At 62.1% G+C, this 15,272-nt stretch carries 14 protein-coding genes; 7 read left to right on the top strand and 7 right to left on the bottom strand.

Annotation, left to right across the window (positions count from 1 at the left end; translation table 11 throughout):
* Positions 1–59 precede the first annotated feature (59 nt).
* Both DBR00_RS05790 and DBR00_RS05785 read left to right on the top strand, forming a co-directional pair.
* On the top strand, positions 60–497 hold the full coding sequence (locus DBR00_RS05790) for a DUF411 domain-containing protein (protein WP_108486871.1): 438 nt from the start codon (positions 60–62) through the stop codon (positions 495–497).
* Positions 498–512: 15 nt separating this feature from the next.
* Positions 513–1,385 (top strand): PhzF family phenazine biosynthesis protein, encoded by an 873-nt coding sequence (locus tag DBR00_RS05785; protein ID WP_108486870.1) that lies wholly within the window; start codon positions 513–515, stop codon positions 1,383–1,385.
* 159 nt (positions 1,386–1,544) lie between these two features.
* On the opposite strand, the gene DBR00_RS05780 is transcribed toward DBR00_RS05785, so the two are convergent.
* Both DBR00_RS05780 and DBR00_RS05775 read right to left on the bottom strand, forming a co-directional pair.
* Positions 1,545–2,432 carry a PA4780 family RIO1-like protein kinase gene (locus DBR00_RS05780; protein WP_108486869.1) on the bottom strand — a complete coding sequence of 296 codons (888 nt, stop codon included), beginning with the start codon at positions 2,430–2,432 and terminating at the stop codon, positions 1,545–1,547.
* 90 nt (positions 2,433–2,522) lie between these two features.
* The gene (locus DBR00_RS05775) at positions 2,523–3,413 is read right to left on the bottom strand and encodes a LysR family transcriptional regulator (protein WP_108486868.1); all 891 of its coding nucleotides are present in this window, start codon (positions 3,411–3,413) and stop codon (positions 2,523–2,525) included.
* Between the two features lie 100 nt (positions 3,414–3,513).
* Here DBR00_RS05775 and DBR00_RS05770 point away from each other — a divergent pair, with 100 nt between their 5' ends.
* From DBR00_RS05770 to ada, 3 genes are all read left to right on the top strand, one after another.
* Positions 3,514–4,152, top strand: coding sequence for an NAD(P)-dependent oxidoreductase (locus DBR00_RS05770; RefSeq protein ID WP_108486867.1), 639 nt, complete (start codon positions 3,514–3,516; stop codon positions 4,150–4,152).
* Positions 4,153–4,186: 34 nt separating this feature from the next.
* The gene (locus tag DBR00_RS05765; protein ID WP_108486866.1) at positions 4,187–4,468 is read left to right on the top strand and encodes a DUF2218 domain-containing protein; all 282 of its coding nucleotides are present in this window, start codon (positions 4,187–4,189) and stop codon (positions 4,466–4,468) included.
* Between the two features lie 249 nt (positions 4,469–4,717).
* Positions 4,718–5,755 (top strand): bifunctional DNA-binding transcriptional regulator/O6-methylguanine-DNA methyltransferase Ada, encoded by a 1,038-nt coding sequence (ada, locus tag DBR00_RS05760; protein ID WP_108486865.1) that lies wholly within the window; start codon positions 4,718–4,720, stop codon positions 5,753–5,755.
* 181 nt (positions 5,756–5,936) lie between these two features.
* On the opposite strand, the gene DBR00_RS05755 is transcribed toward ada, so the two are convergent.
* A complete protein-coding gene (locus DBR00_RS05755) occupies positions 5,937–7,217 on the bottom strand; it encodes an acetyl-CoA C-acetyltransferase (RefSeq protein WP_108486864.1) in 1,281 nt (426 codons plus the stop codon).
* Positions 7,218–7,400: 183 nt separating this feature from the next.
* Between DBR00_RS05755 and DBR00_RS05750 the strand changes: the two genes are divergently transcribed.
* Positions 7,401–8,756 carry a 3-oxoacyl-ACP reductase gene (locus DBR00_RS05750; RefSeq protein WP_108486863.1) on the top strand — a complete coding sequence of 452 codons (1,356 nt, stop codon included), beginning with the start codon at positions 7,401–7,403 and terminating at the stop codon, positions 8,754–8,756.
* A 276-nt stretch (positions 8,757–9,032) separates the two neighbouring features.
* Here DBR00_RS05750 and speA read toward each other — a convergent pair whose 3' ends face one another.
* The 4 genes from speA to DBR00_RS05730 form a co-directional block, all read right to left on the bottom strand.
* Positions 9,033–10,946 (bottom strand): arginine decarboxylase, encoded by a 1,914-nt coding sequence (gene speA / locus DBR00_RS05745; RefSeq protein WP_108486862.1) that lies wholly within the window; start codon positions 10,944–10,946, stop codon positions 9,033–9,035.
* A gap of 124 nt (positions 10,947–11,070) precedes the next feature.
* Complete coding sequence (locus DBR00_RS05740) at positions 11,071–11,442, bottom strand: translation initiation factor Sui1 (protein ID WP_108486976.1); 372 nt, start codon at positions 11,440–11,442, stop codon at positions 11,071–11,073.
* A 259-nt stretch (positions 11,443–11,701) separates the two neighbouring features.
* The gene (locus DBR00_RS05735; RefSeq protein WP_108486861.1) at positions 11,702–12,238 is read right to left on the bottom strand and encodes an NUDIX hydrolase; all 537 of its coding nucleotides are present in this window, start codon (positions 12,236–12,238) and stop codon (positions 11,702–11,704) included.
* Between the two features lie 3 nt (positions 12,239–12,241).
* A complete protein-coding gene (locus tag DBR00_RS05730) occupies positions 12,242–13,315 on the bottom strand; it encodes a DUF2333 family protein (protein ID WP_108486860.1) in 1,074 nt (357 codons plus the stop codon).
* A 317-nt stretch (positions 13,316–13,632) separates the two neighbouring features.
* Between DBR00_RS05730 and DBR00_RS05725 the strand changes: the two genes are divergently transcribed.
* Positions 13,633–15,252 (top strand): PleD family two-component system response regulator, encoded by a 1,620-nt coding sequence (locus tag DBR00_RS05725; RefSeq protein ID WP_108486975.1) that lies wholly within the window; start codon positions 13,633–13,635, stop codon positions 15,250–15,252.
* Positions 15,253–15,272: the final 20 nt, after the last annotated feature.

The following is a 15,272-nucleotide window of genomic DNA, read 5'->3' as shown; positions in this document are numbered from 1 at the left end:
GTGGCTGGCCACGGCCGCCCGGCGCTATGCTCAGCCTTTTACCTGCCAGGAGTCACCCCATGCGCCAGTTGTTTGTTGTTGCCGGGCTACTGCTCAGCAACCTGAGTTTTGCCGCCGATCCGCTGACCATCGACGTGCACCGCGATGCCAACTGCGGCTGCTGCAAGGCCTGGATCAGCCACCTGCAGGACAACGACTTTAACGTGGTCGACCATGTCGAAACCGACATGGTCGCTGTCAAGCAGCGCCTCGGCGTGCCGCCACGCCTGGCCTCGTGTCATACCGGAGTGATCAACGGCCAATTCGTTGAAGGCCACGTACCAGCCGCCGACATCCTCAAGCTGCGCCAGCAACCCGATCTGCTCGGTGCAGCCGTACCGGGTATGCCTGCCGGCTCACCTGGCATGGAGTATGGCAATGTGCGTGATGCCTACCAGGTCATCGGCCTGGATAAACAGGGCGCAGAACGAGTGATCAGCGAATACCCGGCACACTGATAGCAAGGAGCCCATATGTCACCTGTGGTTTATTGGCAACTCGATGTCTTCGCCGAACGGCCGCTGGCCGGTAACGGCGTAGCGGTATTCCCTGATGCGCGCCAGCTGGATCCGGCCGTCATGCAGGCGCTGACCCGCGAGCTGCGCCAGTTCGAATCGATCTTTCTGCTGCCTGGCAGAGACCCGCAGGCTCAGGGCGCGCGAATCTTCACCATGGAAGAGGAACTGCCCTTCGCCGGCCATCCGATCCTCGGCGCCGCTGCCCTGCTGCACCATCTGCAGAGCGATTACACACACGCCGAATGGACTCTACAGCTGGCGGCCAAGAGCGTGCGCTTGCTTACCCGTCGCCAGGAACGCGGTTTCTATGCGCAGATGGACCAGGGCGCAGCCGAATTTGGAGCGCAGCTCAGCCCCGCGCAAGCGCAGGTGATCGCCGAAGCCTTTAACTTGAACAGCACCCACCTGGATCACCGCTACCCAGCCAGGGTAATCAGCACCGGCCTGCCCTACCTGATTCTGCCCGTCAGCGCCCAGGGCTTAGCCCTGGCCCGACAGCAGCGCATGCTAGATGCCGAGCTGGCGTCCCATGCAGCTGCCTTCGTTTTCCTGCTGGACATGGATAACCGCGAAGGGCGCACCTGGGATCCTTTGGGGGTTATCGAAGACATCGCAACCGGCAGCGCCGCGGGTCCGGTCGCGGCCTTCTTGGTGGAGCACGGCCTGCACCGGCGTGCCGAACACTTCAGCCTCAATCAGGGACGTTTCCTCGGCCGTCCCAGCAGGCTGGATGTTTGCGTTGGCAGCGACGACAGGATCAGCGTGGGGGGCAGCGTGCAATTGTTGGCACGCGCCGAGTTATGGGTAGATCCGCGCGAACTCGCCTGAGTGCCGGGTAAACGACGTTGCATGGCTGAAACAGACAAAAGGGGCAGGACGATGCACAGGAAACGCGAAACACGCAGTGACAACAGACTGAACGCTGCCCGCCTGGATAACTGACATAAAAAATGCCGCTCACCTGACCCGGTCAGCGGCAGGTTATGCCTATTGCGCCCAAGGCGGTGGCGGTTCTTCGCCCTTGGGCTCGTCTTCGGCATTCAGCAGCGCCTGGCGGCGTGCTTCATCGGCCAACGCGGCCTTGATCTCACGCATCACCGCGTCGATATCAGCCTCTTCTTCCGGATCATCGAACTCACCGGTCAGCGGGCTGTCCGGGGTCAGTTCACCGGCTTCATACAGCGCCCACATTTCCTTGGCGTACTTGGTGAACTTCAATTCCGGGGCAAACTGACCGAAGTAGGCGGACATGTTGCCGACATCACGCTCGAGCATCTTGAACGCATGGTTATTGCCAGCCGCATCCACCGCCTGCGGCAGGTCGATGATCACCGGGCCCTCGGGGCCGAGCAGCACGTTGAATTCCGACAGGTCGCCATGCACCAGGCCAGCGCAGAGCATCTTCACCACTTCCTGAATCATGAAGGCGTGGAACTCGCGGGCATCGTCGGGGTGCAAGTCGACATCATTGAGACGCGGGGCCACATCGCCCTCGCCGTCGTCGACCAGCTCCATCAACAACACGCCCTCAAGAAAATCATAGGGCTTGGGCACGCGCACACCGGCATTGGCCAGGCGGAACAACGCCGCCACTTCGGCGTTCTGCCACGCCTCTTCCTGCTCCTTGCGCCCGTACTTACTGCCCTTGGCCATGGCGCGAGCGTCACGACTGTTGCGCGTCTTGCGGCCCTCCTGATACTCGGCGGCCTGGCGGAAACCACGTTTGTTGGCTTCCTTATAGACCTTGGCGCAACGCAGCTCATCGCCACAGCGCACCACATAGACGGCGGCTTCCTTGCCGCTCATCAGTGGTCGTACCACTTCATCGACCAGCCCGGCCTCAACCAGCGGCTCAATACGTTTTGGCGTCTTCATCAGCTTTAATCAGGGGTCCTTTGTTGCCCAAGTCGACTCTGCCGCCCGTTATACGGCAATCTGCGCCAAGCGCCCACCCTGGACGGGCCATCAGCTCGCCAGCAGGTGCTGTCGCAGTGCGGCGATGGCGTAACGCACCTTGGCTGGCTGGGCATCGCGGCGCGGGGTCACCAGGTAAATGCCGAAGGGCGCAAGCCGCCACTGCGGCAGCAGTTCACGCAAACGGCCACTGGCTAGCTCCTCGCGTACTTCCTGTTCCGGCTGCAATGATACGCCCATCCCCGCGAGGGTGAAGTGACGCACGGCGAGGATGTTGTTGCAACTCACCCGACTTTCCACCCGCAATTTTTCCACCTGACCATGTGGTCCCTGCAGTTGCAGTGCGTTGAAGGCATTGTCGCCGTGCAGGACCAACCAGTCCTGGCCGATCAGGTCATGCGGCTGCTCGATCGGCGCCTTGCGTTGCAGATAGGCCGGCGCAGCGCACAGCAGCATGCGGGTGTCACCGATATGCCGCGCCACCAGGCTGGAGTCGTCGAGATGACCGACGCGAATCGCCAGGTCGATGCGTTGCTCGATCAGATCAATGTGTTCGTCATGAAAGAACAGTTTGAGACTCAGGCCGCTGTGCGCCTGCAGCAACGGCGCCAAAGCGGCACTCAGTGGGCGTCCGGAGAAACCCACCGGCGCGGCAATGCGCAACTCGCCCACTGGGGCATCACGCAACTCAGCCAGACGCTGCTCCGCCTGCTGAGCCAGCACCAGCACCTGGGCACAGCTCTGGTAGAAGGTCGCACCAGCCTCGGTCAGCGTCAGCTTGCGGGTGGTGCGGTGCAACAGACTGACCTGGGTACTCTGCTCCAGCTTGCGGATCTGCTGGCTGACCGCCGAGGCGGTCATCCCCAGCACCTCGGCGGCCGCCACCATAGAGCCGCAATCAACCACCGTGGCGAACACCGCCATGCGTTTCAGCTGCTCCATTCGTAAGCCCTGCTTAATAGTTAAAGCCTTTTTAACCTATTTTTCCGCGCTTTATCCATCTGCGATTATCTTTGTCAAATAATCGTATCTGGAGACACCCATGAAACTTGCTCTGATCGGTGCCAGCGGCTTTGTTGGCGCAGCGGTGCTGCAAGAGGCCCTCGACCGCGGCCACCAGGTCACCGGCATCGTCCGCGACCCAGCCAAGCTGGCGCAACACCCAGCACTGCATGCCGTGGCCGGCGATGCCTACAACGCGGCCGCCCTGGCCGAACAGCTCAAAGGCCATGATGCGGTAATCCACGCCTTCAATCCGGGCTGGGGCACTGCGGATCTGCGCGAGCGTTTTATCGCCGGCAGCCAGGCGATCATCGCGGCCAGCCAGCTAGCCGGAGTGCGCCTGCTGGTGGTCGGTGGCGCAGGCAGCTTGTATGTCGCCCCGGGGGTACAACTGATCGACACCCCGGAATTTCCCGCCGAGTACAAGGACGGTGCGGAAGGCGCACGGCAGACGCTGCGTCTGCTTCAGGCCGAACAGCGGTTGGACTGGAGCTTTGTCTCGCCACCGGCCTTGCTGCAGCCCGGTGTGCGCACCGGGCAGTTCCGCATTGGCGGCGATCAATTGCTGATGGCGGGCGACGCCCCCGCACAGATCTCGGTGGCTGATCTGGCGGTGGCCATCATCGACGAACTGGAACACCCGCAGCACCTGCGCCAGCGCTTTACCGTGGGTTATTGAACGCCACGCTTGTCCATCCCATCAGGAGAACACCATGCAACTGCACACCAGTGCCTATGTCGCCACCAGCACTCCGGCCCGCTATATCAGCCGCCTGTGCAAGCACTTTGCGCACAAAATCCCGGTGAGTTTCGATGACCAGCAAGGCCGTATCGAATTCGACATCGGCACCAGCACCCTGCAGGCCAGTGCCGAGGGCCTGACCTTGCGGGTGGAAAGCAGCAATGCCGGTCACCTGCTGAAACTGCAGCAGGTGATCGCCAGCCACTTCGAACGTTTCGCCTGGAAAGAAGCGCTGAATCTGGAGTGGCGCTGATCAGCGCGCGGCTGGCTCCGGTCAATCGCCTCGTCAAGCGAGGGGTGAGCAAGGCAGCACTGTTTGCCATGACGGAGCCGGCTTAACCCTCTACACCCAAGCCAACCCAGTGCATTCAGCAGCATACGAGCTGACCGTGACCACGCCGCCCCCGTCTCTCGCGATCGTTACCTGCTATTTGAAAGTCAGATATGAATTGGCAGTACCTCCAGCACAGCCGACAATCGGTTCAGGATCAAGGAGGCGCCCATGCTCGATTCAGACCTTTGCTGGCAGGCCGTCTGCACGCGTGATGCCGCGCAGGATGGACGCTTTGTCTTCGCCGTGCGCAGCACCGGCATCTATTGTCGGCCCAGCTGCCCGGCACGGCGACCCAAGCGGGAGAACGTGAGTTTTCATGTCGATGCTGACGCCGCCGCAGTCGCGGGCTTTCGTCCGTGCCAACGCTGCTCGCCGCAGGGACAGAGCCCGGCCGAGCAATTAGACGCGCTGGTGGTGGCCGCCTGTGAATTGCTCGACCACAGCGAACAGCCGCTGACCCTCGCCCAGCTAGCCGCCCGCATCGGCGTGTCCGCCTCGCACCTGACACGCGCCTTCAAAGCCCGCACCGGGCTGACCCCGAAGGCCTGGTGTGAGGCGCAACGCCGCGCGCGCCTGGAACAGCAGTTGCCGACGGCAGGCAGCGTGCTGGACGCCGCGCTGAACGCCGGCTACTCCAGTACCCGCGCGTTGTATCAGCAGGCGGCAGCTCTGAGTCCAGCGCAACGACGTAAGCAGGGTGCGGGCGAACAGCTGCACTACTGCATCGCACCCTGCCCGCTCGGCCACTTACTGCTGGCCAGCAGCGCCAAGGGCATCTGCGCGCTGCTGTTTGGCGACGATCCGGCTGCGCTGCAACATGAGCTGCTGCAACGCTTTGCCGCCGCCGAACTGCACCGGGATGACGCACGCCTGGGCGATAGCTTGCGCCAGGTGCTGGCGCAGATCAGCGAGCCGCAACGCGCAGCTCAATTGCCGCTGGATATTCGCGGCACCGCGTTTCAGCAACAGGTGTGGCGCGCCCTGCAACAGATTCCGCTGGGGCAGACGCGCAACTACACCGAACTGGCCGTACAACTGGGCAGCCATCCCCGCGCCATAGCACGCGCCTGCGCCAGCAACCCGCTGGGCCTGCTGGTGCCGTGCCACCGGGTCATTGCCAGCAACGGCAGCCTCAGTGGCTACCGCTGGGGGCTGGCACGCAAAGCGGCGCTGCTTAAGCAGGAAACCAGCGGCGACGCGCAATAGCGCTGTCTGCAAACGACATAAATGGCAGAGAACCATTTTTAGCGTCGCACAGCGACGGCCCGGAGGGTGGCCGCCAGGGACGACAGGCCATAAAAAAGAGCGGCGCCACCTACGTGGGCCGCTCCAAATCACGGAGTTGCATACATCAGCCCCTGCACAGCGTACGGGGGCTGCTGTTTGATTACTTTTCCAGGATCGCAGTCACACCTTGCCCACCCGCCGCGCAAATTGAGATCAAGCCACGCCCCTCCTGCGCCACCGACAGTAACTTGGCCAGGTTGGCGACAATGCGCCCGCCAGTGGCGGCAAACGGATGCCCCGCCGCCAGCGAGCTGCCCTTGACGTTCATTTTGCGGCGGTCGATGGAGCCCAGCGGCGCATCCAGACCCAGGCGGGTCTTGCAGTAGTCGGCGTCTTCCCAGGCCTTGAGGGTGCACAACACCTGGGCGGCGAAGGCCTCGTGGATTTCGTAGTAGTCAAAGTCCTGCAGGCTCAGCTTGTTGCGCGCCAGCAGGCGCGGCACGGCATAGGCAGGGGCCATCAACAGGCCTTCCTTACCCGCGCCGACAAAATCCACGGCGGCGGCTTCGCCGTCCTTCCAGTAGGCCAGAATCGGCAAACCACGGGCTTTGGCCCACGCCTCACTGGCCAACAGCACCAGGGATGCGCCATCGGTCAGCGGCGTCGAGTTGGCGGCGGTCAGGGTGCCGCGCGGGCTGCGCTCAAAGCAGGGCTTGAGGGTGGCGAGTTTTTCCAGGCTGATATCGGCGCGCAGGTTCTGGTCGCGGGTCAGGCCACGGAACGGCGTGAGCAGGTCGTCGTGCCAGCCTTCGGCATAGGCGGCAGCGAGTTTCTGGTGGCTGGCCACGGCCAGTTGGTCCTGCTCATCACGGGGGATCGCCCAGGTTTGCGCCATCAGCTCGCAATGCTCGCCCATCGACAGCCCGGTACGCGGCTCGCCATTACGCGGAATGGCCGGAGCCAGGTGGCGCGGACGAATCTGCAGCAGGCTCTTGATCTTCTCGCCCGTGCTCTTGCCTCGGTTGGCCTGCAACAGAATCTTGCGCAGCCCTTCGTTCACGCCGATCGGCGCATCCGAGGTGGTGTCGACGCCGCCGGCAATGCCGCACTCGATCTGCCCGAGCGCAATCTTGTTGGCCACCAGCAGCGCGGCTTCCAGGCCGGTGCCGCAGGCCTGCTGCAGGTCATAGGCCGGAGTTTCCGGGGCCAAACGCGAGCCGAGCACGCATTCGCGGGTCAGGTTGAAGTCGCGCGAATGCTTAAGCACCGCACCGGCCACCACCTCCCCCAGACGTTCGCCATGCAGGTTGAAGCGCTCGACCAGGCCATCCAGTGCGCAGGTCAGCATCTCCTGGTTGCTCGCGGTGGCGTAGACGGTATTGGAGCGGGCGAACGGAATACGGTTGCCACCAACAATGGCGACGCGACGCGGCTGGGTCATGGACGACTCCTGAACAGAGAAGGGGGCTAAGAACCGGTTCTAATAAGTGGCGCACAGGCTAACCTGTCGCGGCAGTGTGGCATTGGCCGCCTTGCCGGCACAGCAGGCGGATGCGGTCAATTGCGCATTTCTGTGGGCTGCGTAGAGTGGGCGCACTTTTGATCCATGCGCAGGAGCCGTTTCATGTCAGACCGTTATCTCGCCTTTGCCAACTCCACCTCAGGTCGCCGTTTGGTCAGTGCGCTCGGCCTGCCCGCGCCGCTGCTGCTGGAGCGTTGGATGGCTGGACGCAGCCGGCCGGTCGACGGTGCTCTGCTGCTGGGCGGCGACGGCAGCCTGGCCAGCGCGGTGCGGCCCTTTGCGCACAAGCTGACCGACGCCCTGTATGCAGCTCGCGAAGGCCAGCTCGAGCTGCCGCGCTGGACCGCCGAACACAGCCCCAAGCTCAAGGCGCTGGTGTTTGATGCCAGCGGGCTGACCCGCTTTGAGCAGCTGATTGAGCTGCGCGACTTCTTCCAGCCGGCCTTCAAAGGCTTGGATAAATGCCCCCGGGTGGTGGTGCTGGGGCGTGCCCCGGAGTCACTGAAAGACCCGATTGCCGCCAGCGTGCAGCGCTCGCTGGAAGGCTTCACCCGCTCGCTGGGCAAGGAAATCCGCCGTGGCGGCAACGTGCAGCTCATCTATGTCGGCAAAGGCGGCGAAGCGCAGCTTGAAGGCGCGTTGCGCTTCTTCCTCTCGCCGAAAAGTGCGTATGTGTCGGGTCAGGTGCTGCGTTTGAACGCCTGCAGCGAGCAGGTCAAAGACTGGACCCGCCCGCTGGCCGGCAAGAAAGCGCTGGTCACCGGCGCTTCACGCGGTATTGGCGCAGCCATCGCCGAAACCCTGGCCCGCGACGGTGCCGAGGTGGTGCTGCTGGACGTACCACCGGCCAAGGATGCCTTGGATGCCCTGGCGGCACGCTTGGGCGGGCGAGGCTTAGCGTTGGACATCTGCGCCGAAGAGGCTGCCGCCCAGCTGATCGAGGCGCTGCCAGACGGCGTGGACATCGTCGTGCACAACGCCGGCATCACCCGCGACAAGACCCTGGCCAAGATGACCGATGCGTTCTGGAACTCGGTGATCAACGTCAACCTGAATGCCCCGCAGGTGCTAACCCAAGCCCTGCTGGATGCCGGCAAGCTGCACGACAACGGCCGCGTGGTGCTGATCGCCTCGATCAGCGGCATCGCCGGCAATATGGGCCAGACCAACTACGCAGTGAGCAAGGCCGGGGTGATCGGCCTGGCCCAGGCCTGGGCGCCGACGCTGGCCAAACGCGGCATCAGCATCAACGCGGTGGCGCCGGGCTTTATCGAAACCCAGATGACCGCCGCCATCCCACTGACCATCCGCGAAGCCGGCCGGCGGATGAACTCCATGGGCCAGGGCGGCCTACCGCAGGACGTTGCCGAAGCCGTGGCCTGGTTCGCCCAGCCAGGCTCGGGTGCCGCCACGGCACAAGTTTTACGCGTATGCGGACAAAGTCTACTAGGGGCTTAATCGCCCCCGGATTGCATCCGGGCTACGGTTTTTAATCAATGTCAGCAGATAGCAAAAGGCCCCGCAGTGCGGGGCCTTTTGCATTCAGCGCGAGCTTGTACCTGCTCAAGATCTCGCGAGCTAGAACACTACAAGGCGCTACGTTAGTAACAGCCTTCGGCTGGTCAAAACGGCGAGGAAGCGGAGTGTACTGTTGTACATGAGCATTCCGACTGGGCTCGCATCCGAGCCTGTTTTTAACGCAGTAGTGCCGACGCGCAGCAGATCGATTGTTCCCTAGGACGACAGGTAAGACGAACGGGTCAGCCCAAGACGCAATGCATCGAGGAACTGCGTGCGCTCGCGCGGGCTGATCTTGGCGCTGGCGACCTTATCGCGGTAGTGGTTCATCAACTCCTCCGGTGACAGGTGCACGTAGCGCAGCATGTCCTCGATGGTGTCGTGGGTCTCGATACCGGCGTGGTAAACGCTGCCATCCGCGTTCTGATAGATGTTCACCGAATCGGTGTCGCCGAACAGGTTGTGCATATCACCGAGAATTTCCTGGTAGGCACCGACCAGGAAGATCCCCAGTAGGTAGTCCTCGCCCTCGCGCACTTCGTGCACCGGCAGGCTGGTCTCGATGCTCTGCTCATCGACGTACTGGCGGATCTTGCCGTCGGAATCGCAGGTCAGGTCCTGCAGCACAGCGCGGCGCAGCGGCTCTTCGTCGAGGCGGTTGAGCGGCAGAATCGGCAGCACCTGGCCGATAGCCCAGGTGTCCGGCAAGCTCTGGAACACCGAGAAATTGCAGATGTACTTGTCGGCCAGCTTGTCGTTCAGCTCATCCAGCACCTGACGGTGCGAACGCTGACGGGCTTTGAGTGAGTTGTGCAGGCGGCGGCACACGGCAAAATAGCACTGCTCGGCCAGAGCCTTTTCGGTCAGGCTAAGTTTACCGTCGGCGTACTGAGTGGCCACGTCGCTCATGTAGTGGGTGGCGCGCCAGTAGGTCTCGGTGACCATCTCGATATCGGTCGGGCCGAGCAATTCAACCAGGTAGCGCACGGTTTCCGGCAGGCTGGTGACATCCTCGATACGCGGAATCTCGTCGTTGTGTTTTTCCACATCGGTGACCTGCACCACCAGCATGGCGTGATGCGCGGTCAGCGAGCGGCCGCTTTCCGAGAAGATATGCGGATGCGGCAATTCCTGAGCGTCGCAGAACTCCTTAAGCATGCCGACCACGACACCCGCGTAGTCATCCATGTCGTAGTTGATCGAGCTGGCATTGCGCGAGTGTGTACCGTCGTAATCCACGCCCAGGCCACCGCCGACGTCGATATGGTCGACCGGCAGGCCCAGACCACGCAGCTCGCCGTAATAGCGGATGGCTTCCTTGAAGCCGTGCTGGTAGTCGGACAGGTTGGCGATCTGCGAGCCCATATGAAAGTGCAGCAGGCGGATGCCCTGATCCAGCCCCGCCGCGCGGAAGCGCTCGACCACCGACAGCAGCTGCGCCGCCGACAGGCCGAACTTGGATTTTTCGCCGCCGGTGTCAGCCCACTTGCTCGAGGCCAACGAGGACAGGCGCACGCGCAGACCGACCTGCGGCGCCACTTTGAGTTCGGCGGCTTCGTCGATCACCAACTGCACTTCGGATTCTTTCTCGATGACAATAAACACGTTGTGACCGAGCTTCTGCCCCATCAGCGCCAGCTTGATGAACTCGCGATCTTTGTAGCCGTTGCAGACGATCGTGCCACCTTTTGGTGCCAGCGCCAGCACCGCCATCAACTCCGGCTTGGAGCCGGCTTCCAGGCCGATGGAAACGTTCTGCGTGGCGATGATGTTCTCCACCACCGCTTCCTGCTGGTTGACCTTGATCGGGTACAACGCGGTGTAGCGGCTCTGGTATTCCAAGCGTGCAATGTTGGCGTCGAAAGCACCGGTCAGCTGGCGCACGCGGTCTTGCAGGATGTCCGGAAAGCGCACCAGCAACGGCAGCGACAAACCACTGGAACGCAGCTCATCGAGCTGCTCGTAGAGGTCAATCGGCGTGCTCTGCGGGCCATTCGGGCGCACCTCGACACAGCCCTTGTCATTGATCGCGAAGTAACCCGCGCCCCAATGGCGAATACCATAGACACTGCGGCTGTCCGCTACGGTCCACTGGCTGCCGTCATCTTTGCGTGTGCGTCGTGCAGACATCGAAGTCTCCCTTGCTGGCGATAGTGGCCTTGGCCGTGCCAAGACGCGTACAAAATAAAGTCAGAAAATGACGATTCCTCAGCTGTGACACGAAGTCCGCTGAGGAAGTTTAGAAAAGACGGGATCAGCCGCCGGACTTCTTGGCTTTGAAACCGTGCTTGCTCAGTTCGGCGAGCAACAGTTCGACGTGGTCACCCTGAATCTCGATCACGCCATCCTTGAGCGAACCGCCGCATCCACAGCGTTTTTTTAGGGCACTGGCAAGATCCTTGAGCGGATCCTCGGCCAGCGGCACTCCGCTGATGGTGGTGACGGTCTTGCCGCCGCGGCCTTTGGTTTCGCGGCGCACACGGGCAATGCCGTCACCGGCAGGAATCTGGGTCTGTTTGCAGGTGCAGGCGTCCACCGGTTGACTGCAATCGGGGCAATGCCGACCGCTGTCAGTGGAATACACCAGGCCGCTGAGAGCGGCGAATGAAGAAGCTTTCTTGACCACCGGTTTGTCCTCGAAGGGGTCAGGATAGCGACTGGTCGACACCGCGTGGCGGCATCGACCGCGAAGCCCCACTCTGGCAGGGGCAGCGCACCCCAGCGCGATGGCCGGGGCTTGAAGGCGGCGCAGTGTAACGGCAAAAAGCGCAGCTGCTAAGTGTAAAAATGCGCCATTAATCGGCGGATTGGCGACGCTGTGCGGGATGCCGAACGAAACGTCCAAATATCCTGCACAAAGCCAGTAACGACGAGGGTTTTCCGGTTCAGCCAATGGCTGCCAGGTAGCGCTGCAAGGCGGCCAACGAGTCGGGGCAATAGGGCATGTGCCGGGTTTCGGCCAGCGCTTGCTCGATGGAGATAAAGCGCGCTTCCAGGACCTCTTCCGGCTGCAGCTGCAGCGGCGCATCGGACACCGCCGAATAGGCCATGCACCACAGCCGACTTTCCGGGGCGTCATAGAAGAAGTGCGCATGCTCGATCAGCGGTACATCACGAATGCCCAACTCTTCTGCCAGCTCGCGGGATGCCGAGTCGGCATAGCTTTCGTCTTCCAGCACCATGCCGCCGGCTGCCACATCCCAGTAACCGGGGTACAGCGCCTTGCTCAGGGTGCGCCGATGCACGCACAGCAGCCCGGCACTGTTGAACAGCAGGATATAGGTGCCGCGACCGATCAGGTGCCGCTCGCGTAGCTCACTGCGCAACACGCCACCCAGCGGCCGATCCTGCTCATCGACCCAGGCGATGCGCTCGGCATCAGAGGCTGCGCGGTGCGCCACCTCAGCGTCAGACCAGACCACCGATCAGCCCTGGGACAACAGTTGGCGCAGGTCGATCAACCCGGCATTGGCGCGCGAGATGTAATTGGCCATGACCAGTGAATGGTTGGCCAGCAGACCATAACCGCTGCCGTTGAGAATCATCGGACTCCACAGGGTTGCCTGCGCAGCCTCCAGCTCACGGATGATCTGCCGCACACTGACAGTGGCGTTCTTCTTCGCCAGCACATCGGCAAAATCCACCTCGATGGCACGCAGCAGATGCGCCAGTGCCCAGGCCTGACCTCGCGCTTCGTAGAACACGTTATCAATCTGCAGCCATGGCGTTTCATAATTCACGCCCTCGACAAAATCCGGCGGTGCTGCCCCGTTATTCTGAGCAGGATCAACCACGGCCGTGTTCAGGCGCACTTGACCAACGCTCGCTGACAGGCGCTGCGACAGTGAACCCAGGCGCGTTGCCGCATCACCCAGCCAGTTGTTCAAGTTGTCGGCACGGGTGTAGAACTGAGCATTGCCCTGGGTCGGATCGCTCAGGCGTGCGAGGTAACGATCAAGCGACTTGATGCCTTCGGCGTACTCAGCTTCGGAGGCCGGCAGCGCCCAGCTCTTGTTGTCGAAGTGGAAGCGTGGCTCCGCCTTGACCAGATCTGGGTCTTCGGTGGACTGTGACTGCGAGCGGGTAAAGTCTTTGCGCAGCGCTCGGGACATGTCGCGCACCTGCACCAGAACACCGAATTCCCAGCTGGGCATGTTGTCGAGCCACAGCCCCGGTGGTGCCAAGTCGTTGGACAGGTAACCGCCCGGTTTGTCGAGCAATGTGCCTGCGACCTGCTTGAGGGTTTCCACCGTGGTGTAGCCGTTGACCAGTTTGCGCCCGCTCAACTCGGCACTGGCTTCTGCCTGCTGCTGCACGGAGAACTGCACCGGCTCCTGGCTCCAGTACCAGCCCACCACCAATGCCACAACCAGATAAAGCCCCAGCAGGCCACCAACAGTACGGGTGGCCCAGCCCCCAGCGAAGTAGCTGCGAACATTGTCCACTGAGCCTGCGGCGCCATCTCGCGCATCAGCAGTACGGTTCTTCCAATCCAGCATGGCCTTGTCCTTTTACTCAAGTGGCGGGAGCGTATGAGTGCTGCCGCGCCTGGCGATGATTTCAAGCAACTGCTCGTTCGACCACAACTTGCAAGCAGGGTTGCGCAACGGTCAAGCACTATAAGGTATGCATGTCATGCTGCGCAGTGGCGGGCGACAAACTTAGCGCCGGTTGTGTGTATTGGTGTATCTGTGAACGCCTAGACAGAAGGCCGACGTCAATAGATCGACGGCTCTAGCATTAACTATTGCCGGTGTTAGCATTGCTAGCACTAAGCCATCACCGTCGGCAGATGCCGCGCAACCGAACCCAGGCCATGACAGAACAAGAAGACCCCAGTCGCGATCGCCTCAAGCAACACTTTGCCCAGCGCGTGATCAACCAGGCGCGCCAGGTCTTGGAGGTCTGGCAGCGCCTGCAGCGCAGCGAGTGGAGTGACGCCGGGATGAGTGAGCTGCGTGAAGCGACGCAGTTGCTGCAACGCTATGCCGAACGTTTCGATCAAGCCGAGCACAGCCAGCTGGCCCAGGAAATCGACAGCTGCCTACAGTTAGTGACCGAAAACCGCGGCCGGCTCAACAGCGTACTGATCAGCCAGCTCAACCTGTTACTGCAGCGCCTGTCACGCACCGGTCTACGCCACGGGGATCGCTTCGAACAGACGCTCCTGCCACCGCTGCGCAAGCCGGTCTATCTGGCGCTGCAACACCTGGAGCGGGCCGAACAGCTGGTGCAGCGCCTGGAGTTCTTCGGTATGAACGCCATTGCCCTGGACAGCGCCAATGCGTTTCGCAATGCGATTCGTGAACGCCACCCGGCCGCCATCATCATGGATGTCGACTTTTCCGGGCCGGGCTGCGGACTGGAACTGGCGCAAAGCGTACAAGACGGCCTGGCTGACAAAATTCCGCTGCTGTTCTTCAGTGCTGAAGACACTGACACCATGACTCGCCTGTCCGCCGTGCGCGCAGGCGGCCGAGAGTTTTTCAGCGGCAGCCTGGATGCCTCGAACCTGTTCGAGCGCATCGAGGTGCTGACGCATATTTCCCAGTACGAACCCTATAAGGTGCTGATCATTGATGATTCGCGGGCCCAGGCCACACACACTGAGCGCGTACTCAACAGCGCCGGCATCGTTACCCGGACCTTGATCGAACCGATCCAGGCCATGTGTAACCTGGCCGATTTCCAGCCTGATCTGATCATCCTCGACATGTACATGCCCGAGTGCAATGGCACCGAACTGGCCCAGGTGATCCGCCACAACGACCGTTATGTCAGCGTACCGATCATCTACCTGTCCGCCGAAGATGATCTGGACAAGCAACTCGACGCGATGAGCGAAGGTGGCGACGATTTCCTTACTAAGCCGATCAAGCCGCGCCACCTGATCGCCACTGTACGCAATCGCGCCGCGCGTGCTCGCAGCCTCAAGGCGCGCATGGTGCGCGATAGCCTGACCGGCTTGTACAACCACACCCACACCCTGCAACTGCTTGAAGACGCCCGCTTTCGTGCCGAGCGCGACGGTCAGCCGCTGAGCTTTGCGATGATCGACATCGACTACTTCAAGAAGGTCAACGACACCTACGGTCATCCCATGGGCGACCGGGTGATCAAGAGCCTGGCGCTGTTCCTCAAACAGCGCCTGCGCAAGAGCGACCATATTGGTCGGTATGGCGGCGAAGAGTTCGCGGTGGTCATGCCCGATACGGATGCTGCCTCGGCGCGCCGCGTTCTCGATGACATCCGTCAGCGCTTCGCGGAAATCCAGTTCTCGGCACAGCCGCATGACCTGTCATGCACCTTTAGCTGCGGGATTGCTCAGCTGGCACCGCAACAGGACGGTAAACTGCTGTCACAACAGGCCGACCAGGCCTTGTATGTGGCCAAACACGGCGGACGCAATCAGGTTGCCATCTATCAGGGCACCTGAGGTAAGAACAGTCCGACGAC

This window comes from Pseudomonas sp. HMWF032, from assembly GCF_003060885.1.
Classification (GTDB): domain Bacteria; phylum Pseudomonadota; class Gammaproteobacteria; order Pseudomonadales; family Pseudomonadaceae; genus Aquipseudomonas.
Note: the sequence above shows the minus strand (reverse complement) of the source record. Positions and strands in the feature narration are given on the sequence as shown.

Bases quoted from the DNA above. Each gene is read 5' to 3' on its own strand.
- DBR00_RS05730 (WP_108486860.1), bottom strand. From the start codon at position 13,315: ATGCTGGATTGGAAGAACCGTACTGCTGATGCGCGAGATGGCGCCGCA.
- DBR00_RS05750 (WP_108486863.1), top strand. From the start codon at position 7,401: ATGTCAGACCGTTATCTCGCCTTTGCCAACTCCACCTCAGGTCGCCGT.
- DBR00_RS05725 (WP_108486975.1), top strand. From the start codon at position 13,633: ATGACAGAACAAGAAGACCCCAGTCGCGATCGCCTCAAGCAACACTTT.
- DBR00_RS05765 (WP_108486866.1), top strand. From the start codon at position 4,187: ATGCAACTGCACACCAGTGCCTATGTCGCCACCAGCACTCCGGCCCGC.
- DBR00_RS05775 (WP_108486868.1), bottom strand. From the start codon at position 3,413: ATGGAGCAGCTGAAACGCATGGCGGTGTTCGCCACGGTGGTTGATTGC.
- DBR00_RS05770 (WP_108486867.1), top strand. From the start codon at position 3,514: ATGAAACTTGCTCTGATCGGTGCCAGCGGCTTTGTTGGCGCAGCGGTG.
- DBR00_RS05790 (WP_108486871.1), top strand. From the start codon at position 60: ATGCGCCAGTTGTTTGTTGTTGCCGGGCTACTGCTCAGCAACCTGAGT.
- DBR00_RS05755 (WP_108486864.1), bottom strand. From the start codon at position 7,217: ATGACCCAGCCGCGTCGCGTCGCCATTGTTGGTGGCAACCGTATTCCG.
- DBR00_RS05785 (WP_108486870.1), top strand. From the start codon at position 513: ATGTCACCTGTGGTTTATTGGCAACTCGATGTCTTCGCCGAACGGCCG.
- ada (WP_108486865.1), top strand. From the start codon at position 4,718: ATGCTCGATTCAGACCTTTGCTGGCAGGCCGTCTGCACGCGTGATGCC.
- speA (WP_108486862.1), bottom strand. From the start codon at position 10,946: ATGTCTGCACGACGCACACGCAAAGATGACGGCAGCCAGTGGACCGTA.
- DBR00_RS05780 (WP_108486869.1), bottom strand. From the start codon at position 2,432: ATGAAGACGCCAAAACGTATTGAGCCGCTGGTTGAGGCCGGGCTGGTC.